Origin of the sequence: Clostridium estertheticum, assembly GCF_018861295.1 — a bacterium.
Classification (GTDB): Bacteria; Bacillota; Clostridia; order Clostridiales; family Clostridiaceae; genus Clostridium_AD; species Clostridium_AD estertheticum_D.
The window spans coordinates 68,923-93,540 of record NZ_JAHLDM010000012.1; the positions used below are offsets into that span (position 1 = coordinate 68,923).

Consider the following 24,618-nt stretch of genomic DNA (forward strand, 5'->3'; position numbering starts at 1 on the left):
GTAGAATGACTAATTATCTTAGATGTTTTTAAGAATTGTTTCAATCCAACTAAAAATACGCTCATTTCCAATCAGTTTAGCTCCAACCTGGCAGTGAAATTCAGCTCCTTCTTCAGAGGTAAACATCATATAGTCTTTTTTACATAGAAGTTTTTCATACAAAGGTTTTGCTTGTCCTCCAAGTAATCCATCATTTTCGGCATCGAGAACCAGCGTAGGGCACTTGATTTTTTCTGCTATTCCTTTTAGATAGAATTTATCACCCTTTAATACCAATTCAGCTGGATTATCAGCTCCAAATACATACATTCCATGTGAAATAGCCCATCTCGATTTTGAATTAGTCTTCATTTCATCATACAAAGATTTATTAAGTTTATCAGGATTAGAATGTGCAAAGGTTACAAGTTCTTCTCTTGTGGTATCTGTACCATGTACATAACCTCCTAAAAAATCATATACTCCTCCATTTGCAATACAGGCTGCAATACGGTGTTCAAAAGCAGCAGCTCTTGGAGCAAGATAACCACCTAGGCTTTCTCCCCATAAAACAATCTTATCTGGGTCTGTTTCTGACCTTGAAATCAAATAGTCTACAACGGGGATAACTACTTTCTCATAATCGTGTCTGAAAAATAAGTTCTGTTTTCTAGCAACCTCACCCTGCCCTGGTCCCTCAATAGTTAAACAATTCATTCCATGTTCCAGTGCTGTCATGGCTAATCCATAGAATTCTTCCTTTGTACCATCAAAACCTGTCATAGCAATTAATACAGGTTTTGGCTCATTTGAATTTTCTAATCTGTAATAGTGACCTGGAAGTGTTGTACCCTCATATTGAATTTCTACTCTTTCAATAAATGGAGTATTAAGCTTCATAACATACGAAAAACATTCAAGACTTAACTCATATAGTTCACTCATTTTAGAATCGTTTGGATTTTCGTGCATATAGAATTCAGCTGTTCTGTAATAGTTAGAGGCTCTAAGATAGGCTTTTTTAGCGCTAACCATATGTCCTTCTAAGTAGCAGTCATCAGCAATTTTATGAAGCCTTTGTGCTGTATTGCTCCATTCATCACACCAGCTTTTATAATCTCCTTCTTTTATTCTTTCAGCAGTAGAAATAACTTCTCCGATGTCAGAAGCTCCAAAAGTTGATTCTCCAAGTAATCTTATTAACTGAAATGCAAATTGGTCGTCATTAAAAATTAAATTTTTCATTTTCTTTCTCCTTTATAGTCAAAAGTCGAATAAATATTCGCTTTACTGATTATAGTCTTGCGTCAGATCATTGTCAATAGAAAATGAACAATTATTCACTTTCTATTGACAAAAAAAATTTATACTATAAAATGATAACTATACTAAACTAATTATTTGATTAATACTTGTTATGGAAAAGGAATCGCTAATTAATAATTCAATAACTTAACACAATAAACAGTACTAGTACGAAAGGAATGAAAATATTTGTGGAAAACAGGAGAAATTCTAGAAATTTGAAACAAACCAGAGCTTTTAATACAAAAGAAAAAATATCAGAGACCGCTTATAAGCTCTTCTGCGAAAAGGGGTATTACAAAACTACTTCTATTCAAATCGCAAAAACTGCTGGTGTTTCAATAGGTTGTTTTTATTCTTATTTTAAGAATAAGGATGTAGTATTTTTGGAAATATTAGATTTATATAATAGGGACTTTTTACAAGTAACTAATGAAATATCAGACATGTTAGAGCAATATAAAAAAGATAAAAAAGGGTGGCTATTATCTATCATAAATAAGTTGATAGATATTCACGAAGCCTCAAAAGATCTTAATAAAGAACTTAGTACGCTCTACAATTCAAATTCCACAGTAGCTTCTGTACTTGATGAGCAACATAATAAAATAAAACGATTTATTATTGATTTTTTGAAAAAGTACAAAAGCGATGTTAAAGTAGATGACATAGATGCAGCGGCTATTATTGCATATGATATTATTGATTCGATTGTAAATAGAATTGTTTTTGATAAAAAAGATATAGAGCCTGATAGAATATTGCAAGCTGGAATCGAAGCATTAAATAAGTATTTATTTGAATAATAGCATGAATTAATTTAGCATATTTTCTACTAAAATTGTACCATTCGAGAATATAAAGCTAAACCTTAAAGACAGTTAATAAAAAAAATGAGTCAATACAGTAAGAAAACTGCATTGGCTCATTTGAATAGTTACTCAATATTTTTTTGCTGCCTTATTATCCTTTGTATACTTTTCAAGGATAAAAAATATTTTCTAGATAAATCCTGTGAACTATGACCCGCAAAATAGTCTTCATAAATCTGTGTATTGCGTGTATATAATTCTTGGCGGATAGATGTCCCCGCTCCCCATTCCTTTTTATTGCTTGATTTTCTTGGAATATAAATAAACTCACCATCTACATATTCCTGCACCTTTTCAATCAAATCATTAGGTAGTATATAAATTACTTTGTTATAGCTCATTTTTGCCCTCCTAAAGGTTTTGTTTCTATTAGGAAAAGCAAAGGCTATGTGTTTTAATTGCTCGTTGCAATAGCCTTTGCTATGCAACAATAACGATTGGATTAAGCATAAACTTTCAAACCTCCTTTTACATGATCTTGCAAATTATAATATCATACTTATATTACCACAAATTCCAACACTAGCTATTCCATAAATAAAAAATTACAGTAAGTTTAACTTTGAATCTTTTTCTGTAATTAATCTTATTGCTCTGCACGGATTTCCATATGTAAAAGGCATTATAATCTTTTTATGCTAAAAAATTGATGTTTTATGCCACATTTATTGTAATTAATTCAAATTTAATGTAAGCTAGGATTATAAGAACAAAGTACTTAATTATAGGTTTGTTGTTAATTAATTATTTTGTAAATAAAAAGTATAGTGAGGAAGAATGAAATGGGAAAAAAGAAGGAATTTAATAGGTATAATATTCTTTATATAATTATGCTAGCTATATTTATAGCACTAGGTGCAAAGTTATATTATTTACAAGTTTTCAAAGGAGATTATTACAAAGCGGAGGCTGAAACTGTTAATTCTGCAAAGCTTGTAACAGTAGCGGCACCAAGAGGACTCATAACAGATAAAAACGGAATAAAACTTGCGACTGAAGTACCGGGTTATAACCTTACATATACAAGTACAACTGATAAAAGTAAGGATAACAAACAACTATTTACAACATTACAAAAAGTATTTAAAATTTTAGATGATAATAAAGAAGTTCAGACAGACAGTTTTGAATTAAAGATTAATCCATACAGATTTGAATTTACTTCAAGTGACTCTAAGGTAAAACAAGCCATGTTGTTAATATTTTTAAAAAATAGGAACTTCCAAGATAATATATTAAAAGTAAAATTTAAAAACAGAAAAGAAGGAGAATTAAGCACCTCTGAGAAAACTATGCTTAATAATGAACTTTTAAAATTAACCCCAGAACAAATATATAATAAACTTCTTGTTGATTATAAGGTAAAAGATGGAATTGCAAGTTTGAATATAAAAGCAACTCCAGATGTAATAAGAAGATATTTAATTGTAAAAGATAGCATCAAAATGAACTTTTATTCTGCTAATAAATCAATTAATGTAGCAACTAATATAAAGAAAGATACTTCACTTATATTTGAGCAAAGCCTCTCAGAAATGCAAGGTTTTAAAGTAGAAAATCAACCTATGAGGGAATACTCTTATGGCCAACTTGCTTCATCAGTTCTAGGATACATTAGTAAAATAAACTCTGCTGATAAAGCAAAGTACGCAACAAAAGGGTATGACACAAGTGTAGATTACGTTGGAACTGCTGGAATTGAAGCCGTAATGGAGAGTAGTCTTAAAGGGACTAACGGAGAAAAAGATATAAATGATGATTCTGTGGCAATAATTAAAAATACTGCTCATACTAAGAAGGCGGTTCCCGGAAAAAATGTTCAACTTACATTAGATGCAAATTTACAATATGCCACAGAAACCACTTTAAATAGTGAAATGAAGAGAATACAAAGCGAGGGAACGGTTAATGGTTTAGATGTATCAAATGCTACAAGAGGTGCAGCTGTTGCCATAGATATCAATACTGGTGGAGTACTATCACTTGTAAGTCTACCAGGTTATAATCCAAATGATTTTTCTACAACGCAAGGTTTAACTGAGGCTCAATCACAAAAATATTTTAATCCAGATTATGAAAAGATGGCAAAAGCTGATGGGATATCAGATTTAACTGATTATATGTTTCCAATAGACAAAAGTATAAAGGGAAATACAACCATTAGAAAGGATAAGTTCGATTATTATCCGAAATATTTGTACAATTATGCAACTATGTCACTTATTCCTTCAGGTTCCACATTTAAGCCAATGACAGCAATTGCAGGGCTTGAATCTGGAGTTATAGATGCTAATTCAACTTACAATGACCAAGGTGGTTATGATATGGGTGGAGGACATTGGAATCCTTTCGAATCAGATGGTGCACTCGGTGTTGTAGATGTAGTTAGTGCAATAAGCAGATCCAGTAACCCATTTTTTATGAATGTAGGTCAGAATTTAAGAGAAAAATTTGGTGATGATAGTTTAGCTAAATATGCCTGGATGTTTGGCCTAGGAGCTGATCCTAAGGCAGTTAATCCAAGTACAGGAATAGAAATAAGTGAAAATTTTGGGCAAGTATATAATACAGTGTCGCAAAAAAACTTATCAGCGTCACAATATCTTTTGAGTATTGAGCAAGATTTAACTAATGGAGTTTCATCAGCAGATGGGTCAAAATTCTCACCAATAGATTTATACGATAGAGATGATGATACTAGTATTGTTTCTGATGGTAAAAAACTTTCAGAAATAAAAACACAAATTAAAAATTATATAAGGGATTCTGTAAAAAATGGAACTTTCTCTAAAAGTAATTATGTGGGTTTATTTAAGCAATTAATTGCTGCTGATCCAGCCTACAAAAATCAAAAATTTACTGCTGCTAACATAAATGCAATCGTAACTGATGTATACTATCAAGCAGTGCAAACAGGTCATGGTTCATTAGGTTTACCATACAATATGTTTATTGCATCAATTGGTCAAGGCATGGACAGTTTCACACCTCTTCAGATGGCAAATTATATAGCAACCCTTGCCAATGGTGGGACAAGATATAAAGTTCATTTAGTTGATAACATAAAAGATTCTAATGGGAAATTAATATCTAAAACGAAACCTGTTGTAATAGATAAAGCTGCTATGAGTACTACAACTAGATCCCTAGTTATGCAAGGCATGAATGGAGTTACTACAGGCGCAGGTGGTGGTGCTGATGGTACTGCGTATGCAGCACTTGGTGATTTTCCTATCCCTACTGGTGGTAAAACAGGTACAGCTCAATTTACAAAAGCTGAAGTACAAAGTAAAATTGGTAGAGGCGATTATGCATGGTATGTAGGTTATGCACCTGCTGAAAACCCTAAAATCGCAATATCTATAGTTATATTTGATGGTGGTTACGGTGCTGATGCTGCAAAGGTCGCTAGAGGTATGTATGAGAGTTATTTTAAAAATGATCCTCGAATGAAACAGTATCAAAATCATTATGACATAAAATTAAAAAAGATTAATTAAATATAGTACCCCCACATCATTAGATATGGGGGCTACTTGCGATGAAATATATGAAAAGCGCTAAGTATTCGTGAGTATGCCGTACTTTTTTACAGAGAAAAGAATAAAAGAGTTTTTGAGGCATATAAATAGTTTGAGGTGATAATCATGGGGGATTTATACGTTGAAGCATTCGATCCTAAAAGAAAAAAGTATTATTTTAATAACTGTTATGAAAATTTCTGTTATAAAACTAGGCATGGTATCTGTTCATTAGATTTAACAGAAAGTGAAATAAAGTCGATTCCAATTGAAGTACATCCAATGAAAGATAATGTTAATTATTGTAGAGATATTTACAAGTCTATAATAAAAAATAGACAACAATATCCTGTATATATTAGTAGTAATAAGTGTGACCACTATACAGTTAAGGATGGTCAGTATAGGACATGCATTGCAAGTAAAAAAGGACTAAAATTAAGGGCACAGGTATCTCAAAATGATAAGATTTGCAGTGTGTGTTATAGGGAGAATAGCATTAAAAACTCAATAAATGATATAGAAAATAGGGTAAAGAAAAGTACTTTTAGAAAGACTATATTTCATAAAATATTAAAAAAAGAGCTTCAAAGTAATTTTAAGTATAGCCTGGATAAATGGAAAAAGGATTTGAGTGATTATGAATCAGAGAAAGAAAGAGACTTTAGAGAATTCTAAGAATAATAATTATAAGGAACTCTTTATATGAAAAATATAATAGTAAAAGGGTTTTCAGGTACAATTAAAAACCACCTGAAGTTCAGATGGTTTTTAATTGTTATTTATTAAACTTTATATTTATCTAAAAACTGTTTAAGTTTATCAGAAGATTTTGTAAGATTACTAATAGATAGAGCTATTTCTTCAATAGAAGAAACTTGATCTTCTGTTGAAGCTGCGACTTCTTCACTTGCAGCAGCATTTTGTTCGATTACATTAGAGATGTTATTTATTGCTTTTTCAAGAGAAATTGAATTCTTATCAATAATTTGAGTTTTATTTGAAACTTCTATAATTTTATTACTTACCTTGGAAGTTGAGTCTTTTATTTTCCAAAAAATATTTTCTGTGTTTTTTATAGATTCAGTTTGTTCCTCCATAGATAAATGAAATTTTTCCATTTTTGAAACAGTTTCATTTATTCCATTTTGAATTGCTTTAATTAATTCTTGGATTTTACTAGTTGAGCTGCTAGATGACTCAGCTAATTTTTTTATTTCATCAGCCACAACAGCAAAACCTTTACCTGATTCGCCAGCTCTTGCAGCTTCTATGGAAGCATTTAAGGCTAACAAATTTGTCTGAGAAGAAATACCATTAATAATTTCAACAAATTCTACTATTTTAGCTGATTCTAATGAAAGATTTAATATTGATGATGCAACTTCTTGCGTTGTTGTTTTACTATCTACCATTTTACTATTTTGAAATTTAATACTTGAAATACCTTGTGTAACTACTTTATCTGTTTCTATAGCTAAGTCTTTCATATAAGTAGTAGCTTCAGTTACCTTATTTAAATCGCTTGTTACATTAACTACCATATCGTTACTTTGTTGAGCTAATGCAGACTGTTTAGTTGCACCATTCGCAACGTCCAAAATTGTTTCTGATATTTGTTGTGAAGTTTTAGCTGTTTCATCGGAATTTTTAAGAATATCATTTGATGAAGAAGCAACTAAGTAGCTCATATTTTTTGTTTCTAAAATTAAAGTTTTAATATTAATTATAAACTTGTTAAATCGGACAGTTAGAATTCCTAATTCATCATTAGAAAAAACAGTTCCCTGGATGGTAAGATCTCCATCTTCTGCTTTCTGCATAAGAACTTGAAATTGTTTTATAAACTTCTCTATGTTTTTATAAGTCCGTAATGTCATTAGTGTGAGTAAAATAATTAGACAAATGCTAATAATACTAATTATAAATAAATATAATACTAATTGTTTACTATTGTTTTTAGATACCAAATTGATAGTCGCTATCTGAGTAGTTGATTTATCCATTATCGTTTTAACTAAAGTATCCATATCATTAGTTGGAGGTTTATCCATTCCATTAACTAATGTATCAACAATTTTGTAGCTTTCTTTATTTGTTTTGTCATAGCTTTTCAATGCTGTAGTATAGTTAATTTGAAGTTGGTCAAGTTCGGTTGAAACCTTATCAACTAGGGCCGCATCTATTCCTAGTGAACCCATTGATGTCTTTAATCTCGCTAATCCTAATAATACCTCACTGTTATAGCTCGTAAATTGAGCAAGGTACGTATTATATTTAGATTGATAGGAACCTCTTAATAATAAATCCTTCCATGCTTGTATTTGTTTTTTATATGTTACTTGAATATTTCTAGAGTTATCAACTAAAGCAATATATTTATTTACTGTAGCTACATCATTTCTACCCTGACTGGCTGTACTATTTAATGAATTAAAAGTAAAAGCTCCCATCCCGATTATAAATATTAACATAAAAATTATTAAAAGTAATAAATTACCTTTAATGCCGCTGTTCTTCATAACTTCACCCCTATTATTATACTTTTTCTTTTGTTGTTAATATCTTTTTATTACGATCCATTATTGCATATAATAATCCTCCTTAGTTTTCTTTTTTTAATTCACCAATCCGTTTAAAAAAGGGTATGCCTTACTTATTTACAATTTCATTATAAAATATATATTTTATCATACCATAATTGCCATAAATTGAGTATAATTATATCTAAGTAACCTTTAACGTTATATAGGTTAACTGATAAAAATTTATTCCGGGAATATCAAAAAATTCAAAAAAAGTTCACACATTTTTTTATATTTTTTGATATTATATAATAATTAACTATATTTTTGAATAATACTAAAGAGAGCTACACAAAGTCTAATTTACCTTACAATAATTTATCATTTAGGAGGCTGAGAATGAAAAAAAATCAAAAGAGAGTCAGTGTATTTAAACTAGTCCATACTTGTATTAAAGAAAATGAGGAGTTATATATTAAATCAGAATTACCAGAAAAAGATTTAGTGAAGTTAATAAAAGTATTGCAAACTAAAGCTGTCAGTATTGAAAAGACTTTTGATTTATGCCCAAATGAAATGATGAATATATTACTTCAGTATGATGGTATTAGAGCATTTCCAAACGATAAAGATTTACAAGAATTGTATAACAAGAATGAGGAATATTTTAACTTTATAAAAATAGATTTATATAGTGTATGGAAAAATGGTATTGTTATAGATGATAAAGATTTGGTTGATATCAAATATATCAATCCAAATGCATTACAAATGATAAATAATTATATTAAAGATGAACCTAAAGTTCTTAGCAAACAAACAAGTTAGTTTATATTATTAAAAAGAGTTTAATAAGGGTAGTTATGAGGTTTACTATTAAATTGGTGCTTCATAACTACTTTTTTGATGGTTTTAATAGATAATAAAGGAGAAACTATATGATTAAATTTGATAATGTATCAAAGATTTATCCTAGTGGCAATATAGCAGTTAATTCTCTAAATCTTGAAATTAAAAAAGGTGAATTTTTTGTAATTATAGGACCAAGTGGATGTGGAAAAACTACAACACTTAAAATGATAAATCGGTTGATAAATTTAAGTGATGGTACAATTTATATAAATGAAAAGAAGATAAGTGAATATAATATCCATGAATTACGATGGGGCATAGGGTATGTGCTTCAACAAATTGGACTCTTTCCTCACATGACAATTGAAGAAAATATAGCTATTGTACCAGAACTTAAAAAGTGGGATAAACGTAAGATTAAGGATAGAATCACAACACTTTTGGAAAGTGTTGGTCTTAAGCCTGATAAATATCGTCATAGAAAGCCAAGTGAACTTTCTGGTGGAGAGCAGCAAAGAATAGGCGTAATTAGGGCACTAGCAGCTGATCCAGCTATCCTTTTGATGGATGAACCTTTTAGTGCACTAGATCCAATTAGTCGTAAAAAATTGCAACAAGATATGGTTAACCTACAAAAGAAGATTAAAAAAACTATTGTTTTTGTAACTCATGATATGCAAGAAGCATTAGCTCTTGGCGATAGGATTTGTGTAATGAGGGATGGGGAGATTGTTCAGTGTGATACACCAACAAATATTTTGAAAAGCCCCAAAAATGATTTTGTTAAGAACTTTTTTAAGTCGGGTAATGTTTATAACACTTCTATATTTAGTAAGCCTTATCAAGTAAGGGATATGTTAGATGCTGGATTTTGTGACTCTTACAAACCAGGCGATGGTAATTTGAGCATTAGTGATACTGAATCTATAGAGAACTTACTTAAGCGATTGGAAAATGAGAAAGACGTTCCAGTAAATCATTTGGGAGAAATTATTGGAACTATAAATCATGAGCACTTAATTAAATTTATTTCGCTTAAACTTGAAAAGGGTGGTGAAATCTCATGAATACACTAATTTCAACACTAATGCAGCGTAGGCAGCAATTAGGTACGGCACTTCTTGAACATATGCAGATTTCGTTTATAGCTATATTTATCGCTGTAATTATTGCAGTCCCACTGGGTATATATATAACAAGACATAAGCACCTCGCAGGACCGTTACTACAGATAGCGTCTATTTTTCAGACAATACCTTCTCTTGCTATTCTTGGGATACTTATTCCACTTGTAGGAATTGGACAGGTACCAGCTGTTATAGCCCTAGTTATATATGCTATTTTGCCTATACTTAGAAATACATATACCGGAATAAAAGAGATTGATCCTATATTAATTGAGGCAGCTGAAGGTATGGGGATGAATAGACGTAAGCAACTTTTTAAGGTCCAATTACCACTTGCAATGCCTGTTATTATGGCGGGGGTAAGGACGTCGATGGTACTCGTTATTGGAACGGCAACACTTGCGGCTTTAATTGGCGCTGGTGGACTTGGAGAGCTGATTCTTCTTGGAATTGATCGTAATGACAATAACTTGATCCTAGTTGGAGCAATTGCAGCAGCACTTCTTGCAATTATTTTTGATGTTTTACTGAGCTTTTTAGAAAAAGTTTCTTTGAAAAAATCAATGATAGCTATAGCTTTAGGTAGTATTATTATTGCATCCATTGTTATTGCTCCATATTTTTTTGCACAAAAGAAAGAAATTACTATTGCAGGTAAACTTGGTTCAGAGCCTGAAATACTAATTAATATGTACAAACTAATGATTGAAGATGAAACTAACCTTACTGTAAAGTTAAAACCTGGAATGGGTAAAACTAGCTTCCTTTTTAATGCTCTTAAATCAGGAGATATTGATATATATCCAGAATTTACAGGTACAGCACTTGAAACATTTGTAAAAGAGAAAGCAAAAAGTCATATTCCAAATCAGGTATACGCGCAGGCACGTATTGGCATGGATAAAAATTTTAGTATGGAACTTCTAGAACCTATGAAGTACAATAATACTTATGCTATTGCAGTACCAGCTAGCTTTGCAAAAGAACACAACCTTAATAATATATCAGATTTAAAAAATGTGCAGGATAAAATTAAAGCAGGATTTACACTTGAGTTTACTGATCGTGAAGATGGTTATAAAGGTCTTCAAAAGATTTATGGAGTGAATTTTGATAATATAAAGACTATGGAACCTAAATTGCGTTATACTGCCATAAAAGCTGGTGATATTAACTTGGTGGATGCTTATTCTACAGATAGTGAACTTTCACAATATAATATGAAAGTATTAAAAGATGATAAACAATTTTTCCCGCCATATCAAGGTGCACCACTTATGCTTAAGAAGACACTCCAGATTTATCCGGAGCTTAGTAAGCCATTGAATAAATTAGCGGGCAAGATTACAGATGCTGAAATGAGTAATATGAATTTCAAGGTTAATGTAAAAGGTGAATCAGCCTTAGAAGTTGCAAAAGAGTACCTTAAAAAGGAGGGGCTACTCAAATAGTGGATTTATATGTTCAACATTAAGTTTGCTTACAACTAATCTATAATTTTCACACATAGTATCCATTACTATATGATTAGCTGTATCTTCTATAAATATAATCATATAGGTGTAGATAGTGCAGTGACACCCTTATTTTCAATAAAGTCTGCACTATTTTTCCTTATCTACATGACATTTATCTTATCTAATAAAATTGAATATTATTTATCTTAAAATATTAATTAAATCGTAAAAATAATATTTTCTATTTCTAGGTTTTTCATCAGAATAAATTATTTTTGCTTCCACTAATTTCTTTAAATAACCATCTAAAGTAGTTACTGGAATTGTCATTCTACTCTTTATTTTATTTTTCGTGAAAATAGGAAATTCAAATATAACATCTATGACTTGTCTCATTTTATTACTATTTATTATTTTTGTACTTTTGTCCATAGCTACATTATAGAGTTCGTTTATTTTTTCTATTTTATCAATCAATTTATTTGATTCATTTATACATGCGGATAAAAAGAAGTCTATCCAATCAGAATAAATTTTTCTTACTGCAACAATATCTTTTTCATATTGATTTTCATCGTCTTCTTTATCTGTTACATTAAATCTAGTTGCATTTAAAAGATCATAATATTTATATTTATCTTTTTCTAAACTTTCACTAACAAATAAGTTAGCACTACTTATAAACCCTTTATTGTATAAATATAAAGGAATTAGTATTCTACCTATTCTACCATTACCATCTAAAAAAGGATGGATTGTCTCAAACTGTGCATGGATTAATGCTATTTTAATTAAATCATTAATATCATCATTTTCATTCATAAATTCATCTAAGTTACTCATAAAACTATCTACAAGCTGTGGTTCAGGTGGAATATATGAAGCATTTTCTATCTTGCTACCTTGTGTTCCTATGTAATTTTGAACAGATCTAAATTCTCCTGGAGTTTTACTTCCACCCCTTACCCCACCACCAAGTAATGTTTTATGTAAATTTTTTATTAATCTACTGCTTAAAGGCAATATTTTCAGCCCATACACCCCTTCTTGCAAAGCAATATAGTAGTTTGTGACTTCTTTAATATCATCCGTAACATTTTTTTCATCTGATCTATATTCTAACATTTCATCAAAAGAAGCTTTGGTACCTTCAATTTTAGAAGATTCCAAAGCTTCTTTTAATGAGAATAAATCCATTAAAAGATCAGGTCTTACTTTTGAACTTTTTAATTTTTCATTATATATAGCAATTTCTTTATTTGCTTGTATTACTTTATTAAACAATCTTTCCTTGTCAATTAATTTATCATTGGGCAATTTAAATGGTAAATATGGTTTTTTTATTTGAAAACCTCCTTATTTAAAACATTTTAACTAGTATTATCGTTACTATTAGTAATAAGTATACCATTTAAAACTAATAAGTATACTTTTTAGTTTTATTTAATTTTAAAAACATATTAATTCATAAAATTCATTTTGTGCTTTATAACAAGGTGTTATAGTGTATATACTCTAACAAATAGAAAACTTTATTTAAATATAAACCATATTATACATTATTTTTTTTTGATAGCTAACGTATAATATAATAAAGATAGTTGTAAAAACAAATATCTAGGAAATAAGCAAGTTAATGGAGGGTAATTATGTTAAATACATTAATAATTTATGAAGGTAGGTATGGTACTTCAAAAAAGACAGCAGAGATTGTAGCTTATATACTTGGTAATACTAAATTATGTACTGTAGAAAAAGCTCCAAAAAACTTAGAATATTATCAAAACATTATTTTTGTTTTTGGATTTTATGCTTATGATACTGCAAAAATGATTAAATCTTATGTGGATGTACTTAAAGAGCAGATTAGTATTAAAAAAATAGGTATTATAGGTGTAGGAATATCTAATTTTGATTTTCCAAAACAATTAATGGATTTTGCAACATTATTAAAACGAACTGAAGATATTTCTGAGTTTGTAGAAGGGGAATTACGCATTAACAAGCTCTCACAAGAAGATTATAATTCAATTAAAATGTTTAGTGAAAAATTAGGTATGCCATTTAAAGATTGTGGAAATTTTAAAACAGAAAATGTAATAGCAGTGGCTGAAAAATTCATAAAAATTATGAAAACACCTAATTTAAAAATGCCTAATAATTTACTTGCGAAAGAAATGGAAAAGTTTATAATAAATCATAATACTTGTGCATTAGCAACAGGAATAGGCACATTCGTAAGATGTACACCAATAGAGTATCAATATTATAAGGGCAACTTCTATATAATTACAGAGGGTGGAATGAAATTCAAAGGAATTCTTCAAAATAAAACTGTATCTATGAGTATAGCTGATAACTATAAAAGCATGAAAGATTTAAAAGGGTTACAGATATCAGGGTTAGCTATAATAGTACCCTCATTTAGTGAAGAATATTTTGAAGTATTTAAATCAAAGGAGATTGAATTAGGTGCATTAGAAAAATTACCTATAGAGTTATATCTAATTAAGGTTATACCACAAAAATTTGAGTTTCTAAATGCCGACTTTAAGAAAAATAACTTTAATTCTAAACAAGTGCTTACATGTTAAAGTATGCTACCTTTTGATGTAATAACACGTAAAATGCAACCTTTAGAAAAAAAGGATATGTGATACAAAAAAATAATACTTAAGTTAATTTCATTGATATTTAAGGGGGTTAAAAATTGATGAAATCTAATAAAAAGGTTGAACTTAGAATTCTAAAGGCTATTCTCTGGATATATATAATCTTATGTATTTTAATAGCTGGATTAAATTATGGATATGCAAGTAGAGCCACACCCAAAGTAGCATCATTTATAACGTGGCTTTGGCAATTTTATGAAAACTGGGTAAAGACTTTATTCATAATTATTGGCAGTTTCCTTACAATTAGAATTGTTGGAACTTCTAAAAGGTCAGTAATGAGAAAAAGAAACCTAATTGGATTTATAGTTTCTGCACTAATCGTACATATTACTGCTCCTATACTCCTTAATAACAAAGAATTATATTTCTTTGCTATGCCATTGCCGTGGACAACGATACCCTTACAGCTGCTATTTCCGAAATCATCTTTTTATCTTAGTAGCTATCCAATTTGGGGAGAAGCTGGGATATCAGCTGCTCTTATATTTTATGTCTGTGTCAGCTTTGTTGTTTTAGTGGGAACCTTATTATTTGGTAGGCGATTGCAATGTTCAACCCTATGTTTGTTTAATGGGTTTGCTTCAGAAGTATTTGATCCAGTAATTCCTCTAATTGGGAAAAATAAAAAAATGGAGCCAATAGTAATTAAAATTTTTTCAGTTTTAAGATGGGTGTTTCTATTGATTTCAGTTTTTTTTACTGTTTGGTGGATTTCATTATTATTAGGAACACCAATAACAGGAAATTTCCAGATGATTAGTAAAATTGAAAATTATAAGTATCTCACTACGGAACTGATGATAGCGATGTTTTTTTGGGTGGCTTTTATTGGTAGAGGTTATTGTTATTATTGTCCATTAGGAACAGTCTTATCTTTCCTTGGGAAAATAGCTGGTCAACGAATTATTACCAATAAGTCAAAATGTATACAATGTGGCCAATGTAATTTAGCATGTCCAATGTCGATTGATATTAAGAGCAAGGCTCAAAGCGGTGATGATGTAATGAATATTCGTTGTGTTGGCTGTGGTCACTGTGTAGATGCTTGCCCAGTTAAAACACTGGGTTATTCAACCAGATTTTCAAATTGGATATTAAATAAGATAAAATAAGAAATTTCTTATTTTATACTGTCAAAATTTAAAAAGAGTAATACATAAATAGTATTACTCTCTTGGTACATTTTATTCGTTTGTCTACTTTAAGGGATATAGGTCCACCTTAAGCAGTATCTTTATTTACTAATTTGTATATTCTCCAAGTTTGTTTGAATTTTTTGCTGTATTGTATCAGCCTGCACTTGAGTAATTACTTTACTTTTAACTAATGAGTTTAATCCATTAATTACATTAGTGTTATTTGTTGTCTCAGTTTGGTTTGTTGAATTTGTTGTGCCTGTTCCTGTTGTATCTCTTGTACCTGGTGTTCTTGTTGATTCTGTTGTACCTGTGGATCCTGTTGCTCCTGGTGTTCCCGTTGTTCCTGCATTAGGTGTTGCTACATTACTATTATTTGTCACTGAACCTTGTGACATATTCTTTGTTATTGCTGAAAGTACCTTTTTCGATTGGGTATTTGTTATTGTTTTTGCAGTAACTAGTTCTTTAAGAGCATTAGAATAAAGTGTTTTCATTGATGCTGTTGATATAGATTTATTAGTTTGGGTAGTGTTATTCATTGGCGTTTTAGTAGAACTTCGCATATTACAGCCAGTAAATACTAAAATGGTCATACTAACACCAATTAATATTAAAGAAATTTTTGTGTTTTTCATTTTTAGCCATCCTTCATGTATATTTTTTATCCTTTTGTTATTTAATTATGATTAGGATAAATGTATGAAAATATACTTGAAATGAAAAAATAAAGCTCAAAGGCATCCCTCAGAGCTTCTAATTATTCACCCAAACATGGGTGATTTAACCAAATACTTACTATACAGTTTACTAAGCAATGCTATTGTGTCACTTTCGCTAGCTTAGCTTTTAATGAAATTTATATTGTTTTATATGACCGATGTGAGGTAAAAATGATATAATTAAATAAATCTATTTTGTGTATGCCGTTGATTATATCATTTTTTAAATTAAGAAGATAAAGGGGTTAATAATTATGGACAACGAGGCAATCAAAAAATACATAGGAAAGTGTTGCAATATATTTGCAACAGGGGGACTTGGTTTAAATGTTGAAATAGGGAAAATAATTGATGTAAATGGAGATTGGGTTGAAGTCCAAACTAAAAAAGGTATGGAACTTATTAATGTCCAATTTATACAATGTATTAAATTAGATCCAAATAGATAATAGTTATTATCTTGAATGTTTTTTGTTTTTTTGCAAATAGAGTATATTTATAATAGTAAAGAGTGACCAATAGACTCAAAATGAATGTAACTCAATTATGTTACATTCAGAATGGTAATATAACATAAATGTAGCAACCCAATATCTAATTGATATGGGGATTTTATCATTAAATTGAAATCCTCCCACATAGTATAGAAATTAATTAGGTAATATTTTAAACAAATAATACAAAAATAGAACTGCTACTGTAACTTATATTTTTTCTCAATGGAAATGGAATTCGTATCATCCATAAAAATTTAAATATTTTTCAATATTTGATTACATATATTCAGCACTATGATTACTTGGGAATACATGATTTTGAGAATTTATGCCTTTTTCATTTAGGATTAAATTTGTACAATTTTACGAATATGACATAGACTATTTAATTATACTAATAATACCATAATTAAAAAAACAAAGTATATTTACAAAGATTAAAGCATGGCATATAGTCTTAAAGTGAAAGTAACTCAATTACCATTGTGTTACTTTCAGAATATCAATATACACTTAAAATAAGTAACCTCTCATCATAGATAGGGGTTACTTGCGATGAAATAGAAGAAAATTAAGAATTAATTGTTACTGCATTGAAGAAATATCATATCGAATCATTGTAACCTCGTTTTTATAATTAAAAAATTCAAGAGTTACCTTACTCTTCTTGTCTACATACCCAATTACTGATACACCAGTATCATCCATCCTCTTATAATAATTTGTACCATAAGCCTTAATGACATCATCAACTGAACTTTTTAAAGTAATACCTTTGCTTGTTTTTATACTTTTATCAGATTCATCATCTATTATTATTCTAATAATTTGTCTGTTTTTATTTGTAGCAATAACCAAACCATCATTTAACTTGTAGTAGTCAAAAACAGTATTGTCAATTTTTTGAGAATTCGTTCCATACTTCTTTATAAACTCTTTACTATTAATACTCTTATATAATTGGAGGCCCCCTATATTCTCTTCATTGAAATTAGTTGTTTTAGTAAATATAAAACTACTTGACCTTAGTGAATATTGATAAGCACCAAAAGTGATACAGCTTATTGAAAGTAAAGTAATAATGATAATTCTAAATATCCTCTTAAAACGAAATCTTCTTTTAACAAATACCCATATAACCAATATTATTGTTACTAAAGTAATCATCAACAAGATACTCGTAATACCCATAATTTTTGCCCCCTTTATATTGAACAATATTCTACTATTATGACGCAGTTTTATACAGTTGCGACACAAATATATGAAGATAACGAATTAACTGTAAATAAAAACTACACTCATTTCTTTAATATAAATTCGACTGCTTCTGAATAATTCTCTACTTTTTTCACAACAAAATAATTCTTAAATTCTTTCGTCCACATATCCAGTTCTTCTTCTATTTCTTTAACTTCATTCATTATAAATACAATATATTTACAATCCGTTTTTGCCATTTCTGGAAGCAAAAAAGAAAATCCCCATTCAACATCTGCTTTAGCATCTTCAAATCCATTTCTTGCATCAAACACAAAATTGCTATTAAGATATTGTCTCATTAACCCTAACGCAAATGTTGTTGGTTTTCTATAATCATCTAAACAACAAAATTTCTTCCAAGTTAGAAATACTATATTATCCTTCTCAATGTATTTTACATTACAAAATTCTGAATCAAATTCGATTTTACTATTATTCATTATTAACCTCCGAATTATATAAATAGTTTTGCCTTTTTTTACAAGTTCGCCATAAAATATATATTCATAATGTATAGAAACGCTTTGATTATAGAGCTGGTATATCTTTGGAGTTTACATGAAATTTGATACAATTACGATTATATCCTGCTTTAGTAACGATAGCTGCCTCATTATTAATATCCTTTAATCGTATCTCAACTGTATCCGTTTGCTCCCTAAAGCCTCCCAAAGAGTATAGGAATTAATTAGGTAATCTTTTAAATAAATAATGCAAAAATAGAACTGCTACTGCTAACTTATATTTTTTCTCAATGGAAATGGAATTTGTATCATCCATAAAATTTTGAACATCCTCTAATTCAAGTTTCGCATATATCGCTAAAGTTTCGTATTTAATTTCAAACTCACTTATTAATACATCGATTACTCCTTTAATTCTGTCGTCTTCATTTATCATCAATATGCCATCAGATAGCATATAAATCATGTTTGATAAATATGCAGGCTCCTGAATATTTGAATTATTTTTACCATCCATAAAATCTTTTAACCATACATAATCTATCCCAATTATTTTACTCAAAGATTTCAATTCGATTTTAGAATTTTTAATCAGATTTTGTATATCTCCCCTAATAATACAATCAATCTGATTTATATTTTTACTTACACTTTGTCTTATAATATCTATATCCATACCCATATATATTCACCTTAACTTCCGTAATATTTTAAATATTTTTAAATATTTGTTTGTATATATTCAGCACTAAAGTATATTTATAACTAAAATGTTTAATTTTTTTAATTCTTCATATTCGTCATCTTCTAAATTCATATATGCAAAATGTTCATGAGCACAAATTGCTAATATTGTTCTTTCTTCTTTATAAAAGGTTAAGTCATCAAATTACGTACCTTCAATTTGATGGGGATATACAAATAACTTACTCATATTTGACATTAAGTTTCTAAATATATCACCTAGTATAAAATAACACATTTCAAATGCAGGTCCTCTAGACACAGGTGTCACTCGTGTAACCTTAGTGTATAAAAAATCTGCTGTCCTTGCATTAAAATTCTCATATTTTTCATCTTGGAATTCCTCACCTTCTAATTGGAACGCTTCATATCCTAATGAAGTAAAATACGCTAGTTCTTCTTCAAAATGATGATTTAAATATTCTTCCGCATCCATTTTTGTGTCACAGTAATCATCTATTAGGTCTCTATACCCATTAATGTTTTCATTATAGTCGAGCCGGCTTTGTTTATGCTCTGCAAGAATTAATGATTTATCTTCCAACTGCATTTGATTAAATTCTTCTTGTGAAAGTTTGCCCAAATGGCTCCTTGATAAAGACAGTTTATTACTTTTCCTACCAACAAATAATAATAACTCATTGAGTTCATTGCCATTTAAGTTTTCATTTATAAAAACCTTTTTCATACGTTCCCTCTATTCATCATTTATAGTATTTCTTTGCTTCATACTTTTTTACAAGTTGGCCATAAAATATATATTCATAATGTATAGAAACGCTTTGATTATAGAGCTGGTATATCTTTGGAGGTTACATCAAATTTAATACAATTACGATTATATCCTGCTTTAGTAACGATATTAAGGATAGCTGCCTCATTATTAATATCCTTTAATCGTATATCAACTGTATCTGTTTGCTCCATAATAGCAATCGCAGTCATTTTATATTCTGTCATATAATCCTCTAATAATTTTTGTATCTTATAAAGAGAGTTAAGTGAATTGTCTTGACTTTATTGCATATTTTTTTGTTTTAGCTCTGATAATCATGCCAATTATCAGTCCAATTAATGCAGGAAAAAAAGCAAAGAATAAACTTAGTATTTCAAATGTGCTAAATACTACAAACGGAATTATTATGCCGAGTAGACCAACAAATACAGGATAACACCAAAATAAATAACCTTTTTTAATACTAATGATAAGGGAAACAATTAGAGTTGTTAAAGGTATTACAATGTAAAAATTAAGCAAACAATAGCCCATTTCGGAACCCGCAGACAGAAATACTCCCAAAATATAAATTGCCAAAAAAATTAAGGTAGAAACTCCATAACATATTATTGAGATTTTTTTCGATGAATTAATATTTTTCATGGTTACACCTCCCCAAAATAAAATATAATCTTTGCATCAACATTAAATACAATTTTGGTATAACAATATATATTGGATTATACCATAATTACCATAAATTTAGCACACTTACAATTTCTTTATAATAGATTGTTGAGATTTTAAAGCATCTTAAAATGCCGTGAAATCAAATTTCATAGACACCCTGATTGATAAATTATTAGGAAAAGAATTGAATTGATTTGAGAATTATGAAGGTTTTTTTTACTAAGTGTAGAATAGTTCTATATAAGATAGAATTTTAAGGGGGAACTTGTCGTGGCATGTCCTTATTGTGGGAGTGAAAATATTCAAGTAGTATCTGAATCAAAGGGTTTTGGGGCAGGGAAAGGATGCTGCGGATTTATAATCTTTGGGTGGGTAGGTTTATTATGCGGACTTTGCGGTATGGGTAAAAGCAAAATAAAAAGAGTTTGTGCTAATTGTGGACATGTATTGAATTGATGAAATTTATTGATTATCCAAATTATATTAAAAAGACATGGTTATTTTTTTATAAGCTAGGAGCTGCAGGTGGATGTCACCAGATGCCCGAAAGAAGTTTCCGCTTTTTTGATATTCAATTTCCAGTATGCGCAAGGTGTACAGGTATTTATTTGGGCCAAATTATTGCAATACCATTTTTTTTAACAAATACAGTTTTAAAAGTATATATTTGTTTTTTATTTTTGGTTATTATGTTATGTGATTGGTTATTTCAATTTTTAAACATTAAAGAATCTACAAATTTCAGAAGATTTATTACTGGTAATATTGCTGGTATAGGACTTATGGGCTTATATTTTAATATATTTAAATTTTTATTGGCATTGATACGTTTATAGGATTTTTGCTTTGGTTCGCCAGGGCTTTGAAAATAGATGATTTTGACAAACAAATAGAAATGTATATAAATTAATTGACGCCACTTTGTAGGGTATTTTTGTTATACTTAATACATCAAGTTAGGGGCACTGACATTATTGTTAGTGCTATATTGTTATGTCTTAAAATAGATGGGCATAATATGAATAGTTATACAATACTAAAAAATACAAATAAGTCGCATGTTAGTAATATCCATATGCGGCTTATTTGTATTTTATTTAGAATAAAATTAATTATTACTTAGCAAGTAATTTATTTGTTATCCAAGTTATAGCGGCATTATTTACATCTTCACCTTGACTTCCATGAGGTGCTTTAGAGTTAGACATAAAAATATTTTCAACTCCAGCCTTGATAAGAGCATCTTTAAGTCTTAAACTTTGCTGAATTGGTACTAAACTATCATGTCCGCCATGTGCTATAAACATTGGTGGATCGTCTGAAGTTACATTATTTATAGGGCTAGCAAGTTCAGCTAACTTTACTTTAGCCCAATAAGGGGAATTAGTTTCATTTTTATCTCTAATGTCTCTAAGAACACCTACACCTTGTCCTTCCTTACTAAATCCAAGTAATATAGATTCATTTGATTTTGGAGAATCATGTGTTTCTACTGCCTCTTTGTGAGGTTGGAGAGATAGGTCCATCTCATTTGCCATTGTCAACAAATCGGTTGGACCATAAAAATCAACACAAGCCATTACTTTACTTGAATAATCAAGATTACCTCCAACGTTGCCCTCAAGTTCTTTTATACCACCAGTAGTAGCAAGCTCGGTAGCTAAATGTCCACCGGCAGAATTTCCACATACTGCTATTTTATCTGGATCAATACCATATTCTTTAGCATGAGCACGTAGATTTCTAATAGCGCCTTTAATATCATAGCTTTGTGCTGGAAAGGCAGCTTCTGAATTTAAACGGTAATCTATAGATACAAAAGTAATCCCGCTATTTAAAACTCTTTTAAAAACTTTATATGCTGAATCGCCAGCTATTTGATCAGTGGCTTTACCTGTTGGTTTTGCTGCAGGTTGAGTTTTTGCAGGGGAAGTAGTTGAAGGATTTTTAGGAGCATCATCAACTTGATAGTCACCCATAGCCCATCCACCTCCGTGTATATACACAAGAACAGGAGTGGCTTTAGTTGCACCTTGTGGTTTAAAAATGTTCATTTTTAAATCTCTTTTAGCTCCATTATCATTAGTTACATTAGCAAAAACTACATCTTTATATGTTGCTGCCATGCTAGTTTGATCTGTAGTTGCGGTAGCAGTTGGTACTGATGTTTTAGCTTTTTTTGAACATCCAACTAAAGGTAATACAAAGGTTGATATTAATAAAAGTGATATGGTTATAATTTTAATTTTTCTATTCATAATTTCCCTCCTCATGATTATATGTGATTACAAAAAAATAATTATTTTTAATTTAAGCATAGCGTTGAAACTTATTTTTTTTTATTTTGAAATTCTATTAAATTATCAAGAGTTCTTTTTAAGAAACTTTCATATAATACTACTTCATCATCACTAAAGCCATTATAAAAAATATCTCCAGCTTCATCTATAATTTTTTTATTTAAAGCCACTAGGATATCATTTCTATTTATTACCTTAACTAGGGTTTTACGCTTATCAGATTCACATGGTATAAGAGTAATATGGCCAGCTTTTTCTAGTTTGGCTAATGTACTGCTTAAGGTTGACTTTTGAAGATGAGTAATTCTAGAGACTTCTTTTATAGATATTTCATCTCTTCCCCAAAGTAAGAATAAGAGACGTGATTGTGCTGCTGTTAAAGTATCGATACCTGATTCTCTATGCTTTCTTGATAGAATTCTATCTAATAATGTATCAATTGATGCTGATAATAAAATAGCAGCTCCTTTTATAATATTCATTTTAACCTCCGGATTCAAAAAAAGTTTTATATAGTACTATTTTTAGATTATAGTACTATATAAAACCTTTTGCAACTATTTTTTTAAATAAAATTAGGGTTACAGGTTTCATATTAGATTTCTGTTAGAAAAACAAACTGTGGTTACAATTTTTTTAATAACCATCCAATTAAATTTAGATGGTTATTTTTTAGTGTGCCAGGCATGCAATTAACTAGGTGGTGCAAGTCAACTGTGAGGGTCTGTAGATAGTACTGGTCGCTTAAACATTCCTGAAGGTACTATATGTACACCAGATAGAGTATATTTATAATAGTAAAGAATGACCAATAGAATCAAAGTGAATGTAAGTAATTGGTATTGTTCTAAATTCAGAATATCAATACTCGATTAATAAAGTAAACCCATATCAATTTAGATATGGGTTTACTTGTGTCGGCATATTTTACTAGTTCGCCATAAAATATATATTCATAATATATAGAAACGCTTTGATTATAGAGCTGGTATATCTTTGGCGTTTACATCAAATTTAATACAATTACGATTATATCCTGCTTTAGTAACGATATTAAAGATAGCTGCCTCATTATTAATATCTTTTCTAGAACTTAATCTAATTTCTATTATTTGCTTAATGAACTTATTAATGTATCTAAATCAGAACTTAATTTTTGTAATAATGGTGTTTTACTTGTTTGTAGTGAAGCTATATTATTAAGGTCGCTTACTAAAGCTGCATAATTTTTGTTGGTTACATCAGTTTTAGCTATTTTTTTATCAGCAACTAATTTTACATCAATACCTTTTAATGCAGTTTTGTCAGCTTTTATAACAGCTTGTTGAGTTTTTAAAGCGTCTTTTTTAGTTTTTAAAGTTTTGTTAGTCTTATCTTGTGCTATTAATGTTTTAACTTGAACAAGCTTCCCTTTTATAGCAGCTTTAATTGTCTGATTAGTTTTATTGTTAGTCTTAATAGTTTGTTTTTCTAATTTTATTTGACTTGCATAAGGGACTCTAGCAGGATCTTTTTGAGTTGTAGCTGCCTTAGTATCTGATTTAGTTGTTAATGTTTGAGCACTTACACCAAGTGGTATTAACATTGATAGTGCTAATGCGCCTAATATGTGTTTTTTTATCATAATATTCATTCCTCCAATATTTAATATATTTGTTTATAAGATTAATTATATACTCAAAATATGGTATAACAGTTAAATGATTATGTGGAATTGTGTGAATCATACACATATTATACGTGTTTAGTATTTAAAAGGTTTTATTTGGTA

The 24,618-nt window shown here is 29.5% G+C and carries 25 protein-coding genes; 11 read left to right on the forward strand and 14 right to left on the reverse strand.

All coding sequences use genetic code 11. The annotated features are described in order from the left end of the window. Positions 1-18: 18 nt before the first annotated feature. On the reverse strand, positions 19-1,224 hold the full coding sequence (locus KPL54_RS13190; protein WP_216106997.1) for an alpha/beta hydrolase family protein: 1,206 nt from the start codon (positions 1,222-1,224) through the stop codon (positions 19-21). A 278-nt stretch (positions 1,225-1,502) separates the two neighbouring features. Between KPL54_RS13190 and KPL54_RS13195 the strand changes: the two genes are divergently transcribed. Further along, positions 1,503-2,090 carry a TetR/AcrR family transcriptional regulator gene (locus tag KPL54_RS13195; RefSeq protein ID WP_253198999.1) on the forward strand — a complete coding sequence of 196 codons (588 nt, stop codon included), beginning with the start codon at positions 1,503-1,505 and terminating at the stop codon, positions 2,088-2,090. 131 nt (positions 2,091-2,221) lie between these two features. Here KPL54_RS13195 and KPL54_RS13200 read toward each other — a convergent pair whose 3' ends face one another. Further along, positions 2,222-2,497, reverse strand: a complete 276-nt coding sequence (locus KPL54_RS13200; protein WP_216106999.1) for a CD3324 family protein — start codon at positions 2,495-2,497, stop codon at positions 2,222-2,224. Between the two features lie 441 nt (positions 2,498-2,938). On the opposite strand from KPL54_RS13200, the gene KPL54_RS13205 reads away from it, so the two are divergent. Then, positions 2,939-5,656 carry a peptidoglycan D,D-transpeptidase FtsI family protein gene (locus tag KPL54_RS13205; RefSeq protein ID WP_216107000.1) on the forward strand — a complete coding sequence of 906 codons (2,718 nt, stop codon included), beginning with the start codon at positions 2,939-2,941 and terminating at the stop codon, positions 5,654-5,656. Positions 5,657-5,803: 147 nt separating this feature from the next. Next, a complete protein-coding gene (locus KPL54_RS13210) occupies positions 5,804-6,355 on the forward strand; it encodes a hypothetical protein (protein WP_216107001.1) in 552 nt (183 codons plus the stop codon). A 107-nt stretch (positions 6,356-6,462) separates the two neighbouring features. On the opposite strand, the gene KPL54_RS13215 is transcribed toward KPL54_RS13210, so the two are convergent. After that, complete coding sequence (locus KPL54_RS13215; protein ID WP_216107002.1) at positions 6,463-8,199, reverse strand: methyl-accepting chemotaxis protein; 1,737 nt, start codon at positions 8,197-8,199, stop codon at positions 6,463-6,465. Between the two features lie 402 nt (positions 8,200-8,601). On the opposite strand from KPL54_RS13215, the gene KPL54_RS13220 reads away from it, so the two are divergent. From KPL54_RS13220 to KPL54_RS13230, 3 genes are all read left to right on the forward strand, one after another. Continuing rightward, a complete protein-coding gene (locus tag KPL54_RS13220) occupies positions 8,602-9,030 on the forward strand; it encodes a hypothetical protein (protein WP_216107003.1) in 429 nt (142 codons plus the stop codon). A 110-nt stretch (positions 9,031-9,140) separates the two neighbouring features. Further along, complete coding sequence (locus KPL54_RS13225; protein ID WP_216107004.1) at positions 9,141-10,121, forward strand: ABC transporter ATP-binding protein; 981 nt, start codon at positions 9,141-9,143, stop codon at positions 10,119-10,121. Further along, a complete protein-coding gene (locus KPL54_RS13230) occupies positions 10,118-11,632 on the forward strand; it encodes an ABC transporter permease/substrate-binding protein (protein WP_216107005.1) in 1,515 nt (504 codons plus the stop codon). The genes KPL54_RS13225 and KPL54_RS13230 overlap by 4 nt, the downstream gene beginning before the upstream one ends. A 207-nt stretch (positions 11,633-11,839) precedes the next feature. Here KPL54_RS13230 and KPL54_RS13235 read toward each other — a convergent pair whose 3' ends face one another. Beyond that, positions 11,840-12,922 carry a Fic family protein gene (locus KPL54_RS13235; RefSeq protein WP_253203464.1) on the reverse strand — a complete coding sequence of 361 codons (1,083 nt, stop codon included), beginning with the start codon at positions 12,920-12,922 and terminating at the stop codon, positions 11,840-11,842. Positions 12,923-13,287: 365 nt separating this feature from the next. On the opposite strand from KPL54_RS13235, the gene KPL54_RS13240 reads away from it, so the two are divergent. Next, positions 13,288-14,232: a pyridoxamine 5'-phosphate oxidase family protein gene (locus KPL54_RS13240; RefSeq protein ID WP_216107006.1), complete on the forward strand. Its 945-nt coding sequence runs from the start codon at positions 13,288-13,290 to the stop codon at positions 14,230-14,232. Between the two features lie 119 nt (positions 14,233-14,351). Then, positions 14,352-15,425 (forward strand): 4Fe-4S binding protein, encoded by a 1,074-nt coding sequence (locus tag KPL54_RS13245; protein WP_216107052.1) that lies wholly within the window; start codon positions 14,352-14,354, stop codon positions 15,423-15,425. A 122-nt stretch (positions 15,426-15,547) separates the two neighbouring features. Here KPL54_RS13245 and KPL54_RS13250 read toward each other — a convergent pair whose 3' ends face one another. Continuing rightward, a complete protein-coding gene (locus KPL54_RS13250; RefSeq protein ID WP_216107007.1) occupies positions 15,548-16,087 on the reverse strand; it encodes a hypothetical protein in 540 nt (179 codons plus the stop codon). 338 nt (positions 16,088-16,425) lie between these two features. On the opposite strand from KPL54_RS13250, the gene KPL54_RS13255 reads away from it, so the two are divergent. Beyond that, complete coding sequence (locus KPL54_RS13255) at positions 16,426-16,620, forward strand: hypothetical protein (RefSeq protein WP_216107008.1); 195 nt, start codon at positions 16,426-16,428, stop codon at positions 16,618-16,620. Between the two features lie 633 nt (positions 16,621-17,253). Here KPL54_RS13255 and KPL54_RS13260 read toward each other — a convergent pair. From KPL54_RS13260 to KPL54_RS13285, 6 genes are all read right to left on the reverse strand, one after another. Continuing rightward, positions 17,254-17,859 carry a hypothetical protein gene (locus tag KPL54_RS13260; protein WP_216107009.1) on the reverse strand — a complete coding sequence of 202 codons (606 nt, stop codon included), beginning with the start codon at positions 17,857-17,859 and terminating at the stop codon, positions 17,254-17,256. A gap of 110 nt (positions 17,860-17,969) precedes the next feature. Beyond that, positions 17,970-18,371 (reverse strand): hypothetical protein, encoded by a 402-nt coding sequence (locus tag KPL54_RS13265; protein WP_216107010.1) that lies wholly within the window; start codon positions 18,369-18,371, stop codon positions 17,970-17,972. A 244-nt stretch (positions 18,372-18,615) separates the two neighbouring features. Then, on the reverse strand, positions 18,616-19,071 hold the full coding sequence (locus KPL54_RS13270) for an HTH domain-containing protein (protein WP_216107053.1): 456 nt from the start codon (positions 19,069-19,071) through the stop codon (positions 18,616-18,618). A 213-nt stretch (positions 19,072-19,284) separates the two neighbouring features. Then, positions 19,285-19,827 carry a hypothetical protein gene (locus KPL54_RS13275; RefSeq protein WP_216107011.1) on the reverse strand — a complete coding sequence of 181 codons (543 nt, stop codon included), beginning with the start codon at positions 19,825-19,827 and terminating at the stop codon, positions 19,285-19,287. A gap of 98 nt (positions 19,828-19,925) precedes the next feature. Continuing rightward, positions 19,926-20,099, reverse strand: a complete 174-nt coding sequence (locus KPL54_RS13280; RefSeq protein ID WP_216107012.1) for a hypothetical protein — start codon at positions 20,097-20,099, stop codon at positions 19,926-19,928. Positions 20,100-20,136: 37 nt separating this feature from the next. After that, positions 20,137-20,520, reverse strand: coding sequence for a hypothetical protein (locus KPL54_RS13285; RefSeq protein ID WP_216107013.1), 384 nt, complete (start codon positions 20,518-20,520; stop codon positions 20,137-20,139). A 297-nt stretch (positions 20,521-20,817) separates the two neighbouring features. Here KPL54_RS13285 and KPL54_RS13290 point away from each other — a divergent pair, with 297 nt between their 5' ends. Together KPL54_RS13290 and KPL54_RS13295 are read left to right on the forward strand one after the other, a co-directional pair. After that, positions 20,818-21,003: an LITAF-like zinc ribbon domain-containing protein gene (locus tag KPL54_RS13290; RefSeq protein WP_216107014.1), complete on the forward strand. Its 186-nt coding sequence runs from the start codon at positions 20,818-20,820 to the stop codon at positions 21,001-21,003. Further along, on the forward strand, positions 21,003-21,383 hold the full coding sequence (locus KPL54_RS13295) for a DUF2085 domain-containing protein (protein WP_216107054.1): 381 nt from the start codon (positions 21,003-21,005) through the stop codon (positions 21,381-21,383). Before KPL54_RS13290 ends, KPL54_RS13295 begins: the two co-directional genes overlap by 1 nt. 279 nt (positions 21,384-21,662) lie before the next feature. Here the strand turns inward: KPL54_RS13295 and KPL54_RS13300 are convergent, their stop codons facing one another. The 3 genes from KPL54_RS13300 to KPL54_RS13310 form a co-directional block, all read right to left on the reverse strand. After that, the gene (locus KPL54_RS13300; RefSeq protein WP_216107015.1) at positions 21,663-22,805 is read right to left on the reverse strand and encodes an alpha/beta hydrolase; all 1,143 of its coding nucleotides are present in this window, start codon (positions 22,803-22,805) and stop codon (positions 21,663-21,665) included. A gap of 71 nt (positions 22,806-22,876) precedes the next feature. Beyond that, positions 22,877-23,329: a MarR family winged helix-turn-helix transcriptional regulator gene (locus tag KPL54_RS13305; protein WP_216107016.1), complete on the reverse strand. Its 453-nt coding sequence runs from the start codon at positions 23,327-23,329 to the stop codon at positions 22,877-22,879. 626 nt (positions 23,330-23,955) lie between these two features. Then, positions 23,956-24,471: a hypothetical protein gene (locus tag KPL54_RS13310; protein ID WP_216107017.1), complete on the reverse strand. Its 516-nt coding sequence runs from the start codon at positions 24,469-24,471 to the stop codon at positions 23,956-23,958. Positions 24,472-24,618 lie beyond the last annotated feature (147 nt).

Coding starts and splice junctions, on each gene's coding strand:
- KPL54_RS13225 (WP_216107004.1), top strand. CDS start 9,141: ATGATTAAATTTGATAATGTATCAAAGATTTATCCTAGTGGCAATATA.
- KPL54_RS13270 (WP_216107053.1), bottom strand. CDS start 19,071: ATGGATATAGATATTATAAGACAAAGTGTAAGTAAAAATATAAATCAG.
- KPL54_RS13260 (WP_216107009.1), bottom strand. CDS start 17,859: ATGGGTATTACGAGTATCTTGTTGATGATTACTTTAGTAACAATAATA.
- KPL54_RS13285 (WP_216107013.1), bottom strand. CDS start 20,520: ATGAAAAATATTAATTCATCGAAAAAAATCTCAATAATATGTTATGGA.
- KPL54_RS13205 (WP_216107000.1), top strand. CDS start 2,939: ATGGGAAAAAAGAAGGAATTTAATAGGTATAATATTCTTTATATAATT.
- KPL54_RS13240 (WP_216107006.1), top strand. CDS start 13,288: ATGTTAAATACATTAATAATTTATGAAGGTAGGTATGGTACTTCAAAA.
- KPL54_RS13245 (WP_216107052.1), top strand. CDS start 14,352: ATGAAATCTAATAAAAAGGTTGAACTTAGAATTCTAAAGGCTATTCTC.
- KPL54_RS13220 (WP_216107003.1), top strand. CDS start 8,602: ATGAAAAAAAATCAAAAGAGAGTCAGTGTATTTAAACTAGTCCATACT.
- KPL54_RS13250 (WP_216107007.1), bottom strand. CDS start 16,087: ATGAAAAACACAAAAATTTCTTTAATATTAATTGGTGTTAGTATGACC.
- KPL54_RS13215 (WP_216107002.1), bottom strand. CDS start 8,199: ATGAAGAACAGCGGCATTAAAGGTAATTTATTACTTTTAATAATTTTT.
- KPL54_RS13305 (WP_216107016.1), bottom strand. CDS start 23,329: ATGAATATTATAAAAGGAGCTGCTATTTTATTATCAGCATCAATTGAT.
- KPL54_RS13310 (WP_216107017.1), bottom strand. CDS start 24,471: ATGATAAAAAAACACATATTAGGCGCATTAGCACTATCAATGTTAATA.
- KPL54_RS13190 (WP_216106997.1), bottom strand. CDS start 1,224: ATGAAAAATTTAATTTTTAATGACGACCAATTTGCATTTCAGTTAATA.
- KPL54_RS13265 (WP_216107010.1), bottom strand. CDS start 18,371: ATGAATAATAGTAAAATCGAATTTGATTCAGAATTTTGTAATGTAAAA.
- KPL54_RS13200 (WP_216106999.1), bottom strand. CDS start 2,497: ATGAGCTATAACAAAGTAATTTATATACTACCTAATGATTTGATTGAA.
- KPL54_RS13295 (WP_216107054.1), top strand. CDS start 21,003: ATGAAATTTATTGATTATCCAAATTATATTAAAAAGACATGGTTATTT.
- KPL54_RS13230 (WP_216107005.1), top strand. CDS start 10,118: ATGAATACACTAATTTCAACACTAATGCAGCGTAGGCAGCAATTAGGT.
- KPL54_RS13300 (WP_216107015.1), bottom strand. CDS start 22,805: ATGAATAGAAAAATTAAAATTATAACCATATCACTTTTATTAATATCA.
- KPL54_RS13210 (WP_216107001.1), top strand. CDS start 5,804: ATGGGGGATTTATACGTTGAAGCATTCGATCCTAAAAGAAAAAAGTAT.
- KPL54_RS13255 (WP_216107008.1), top strand. CDS start 16,426: ATGGACAACGAGGCAATCAAAAAATACATAGGAAAGTGTTGCAATATA.
- KPL54_RS13275 (WP_216107011.1), bottom strand. CDS start 19,827: ATGAAAAAGGTTTTTATAAATGAAAACTTAAATGGCAATGAACTCAAT.
- KPL54_RS13280 (WP_216107012.1), bottom strand. CDS start 20,099: ATGACAGAATATAAAATGACTGCGATTGCTATTATGGAGCAAACAGAT.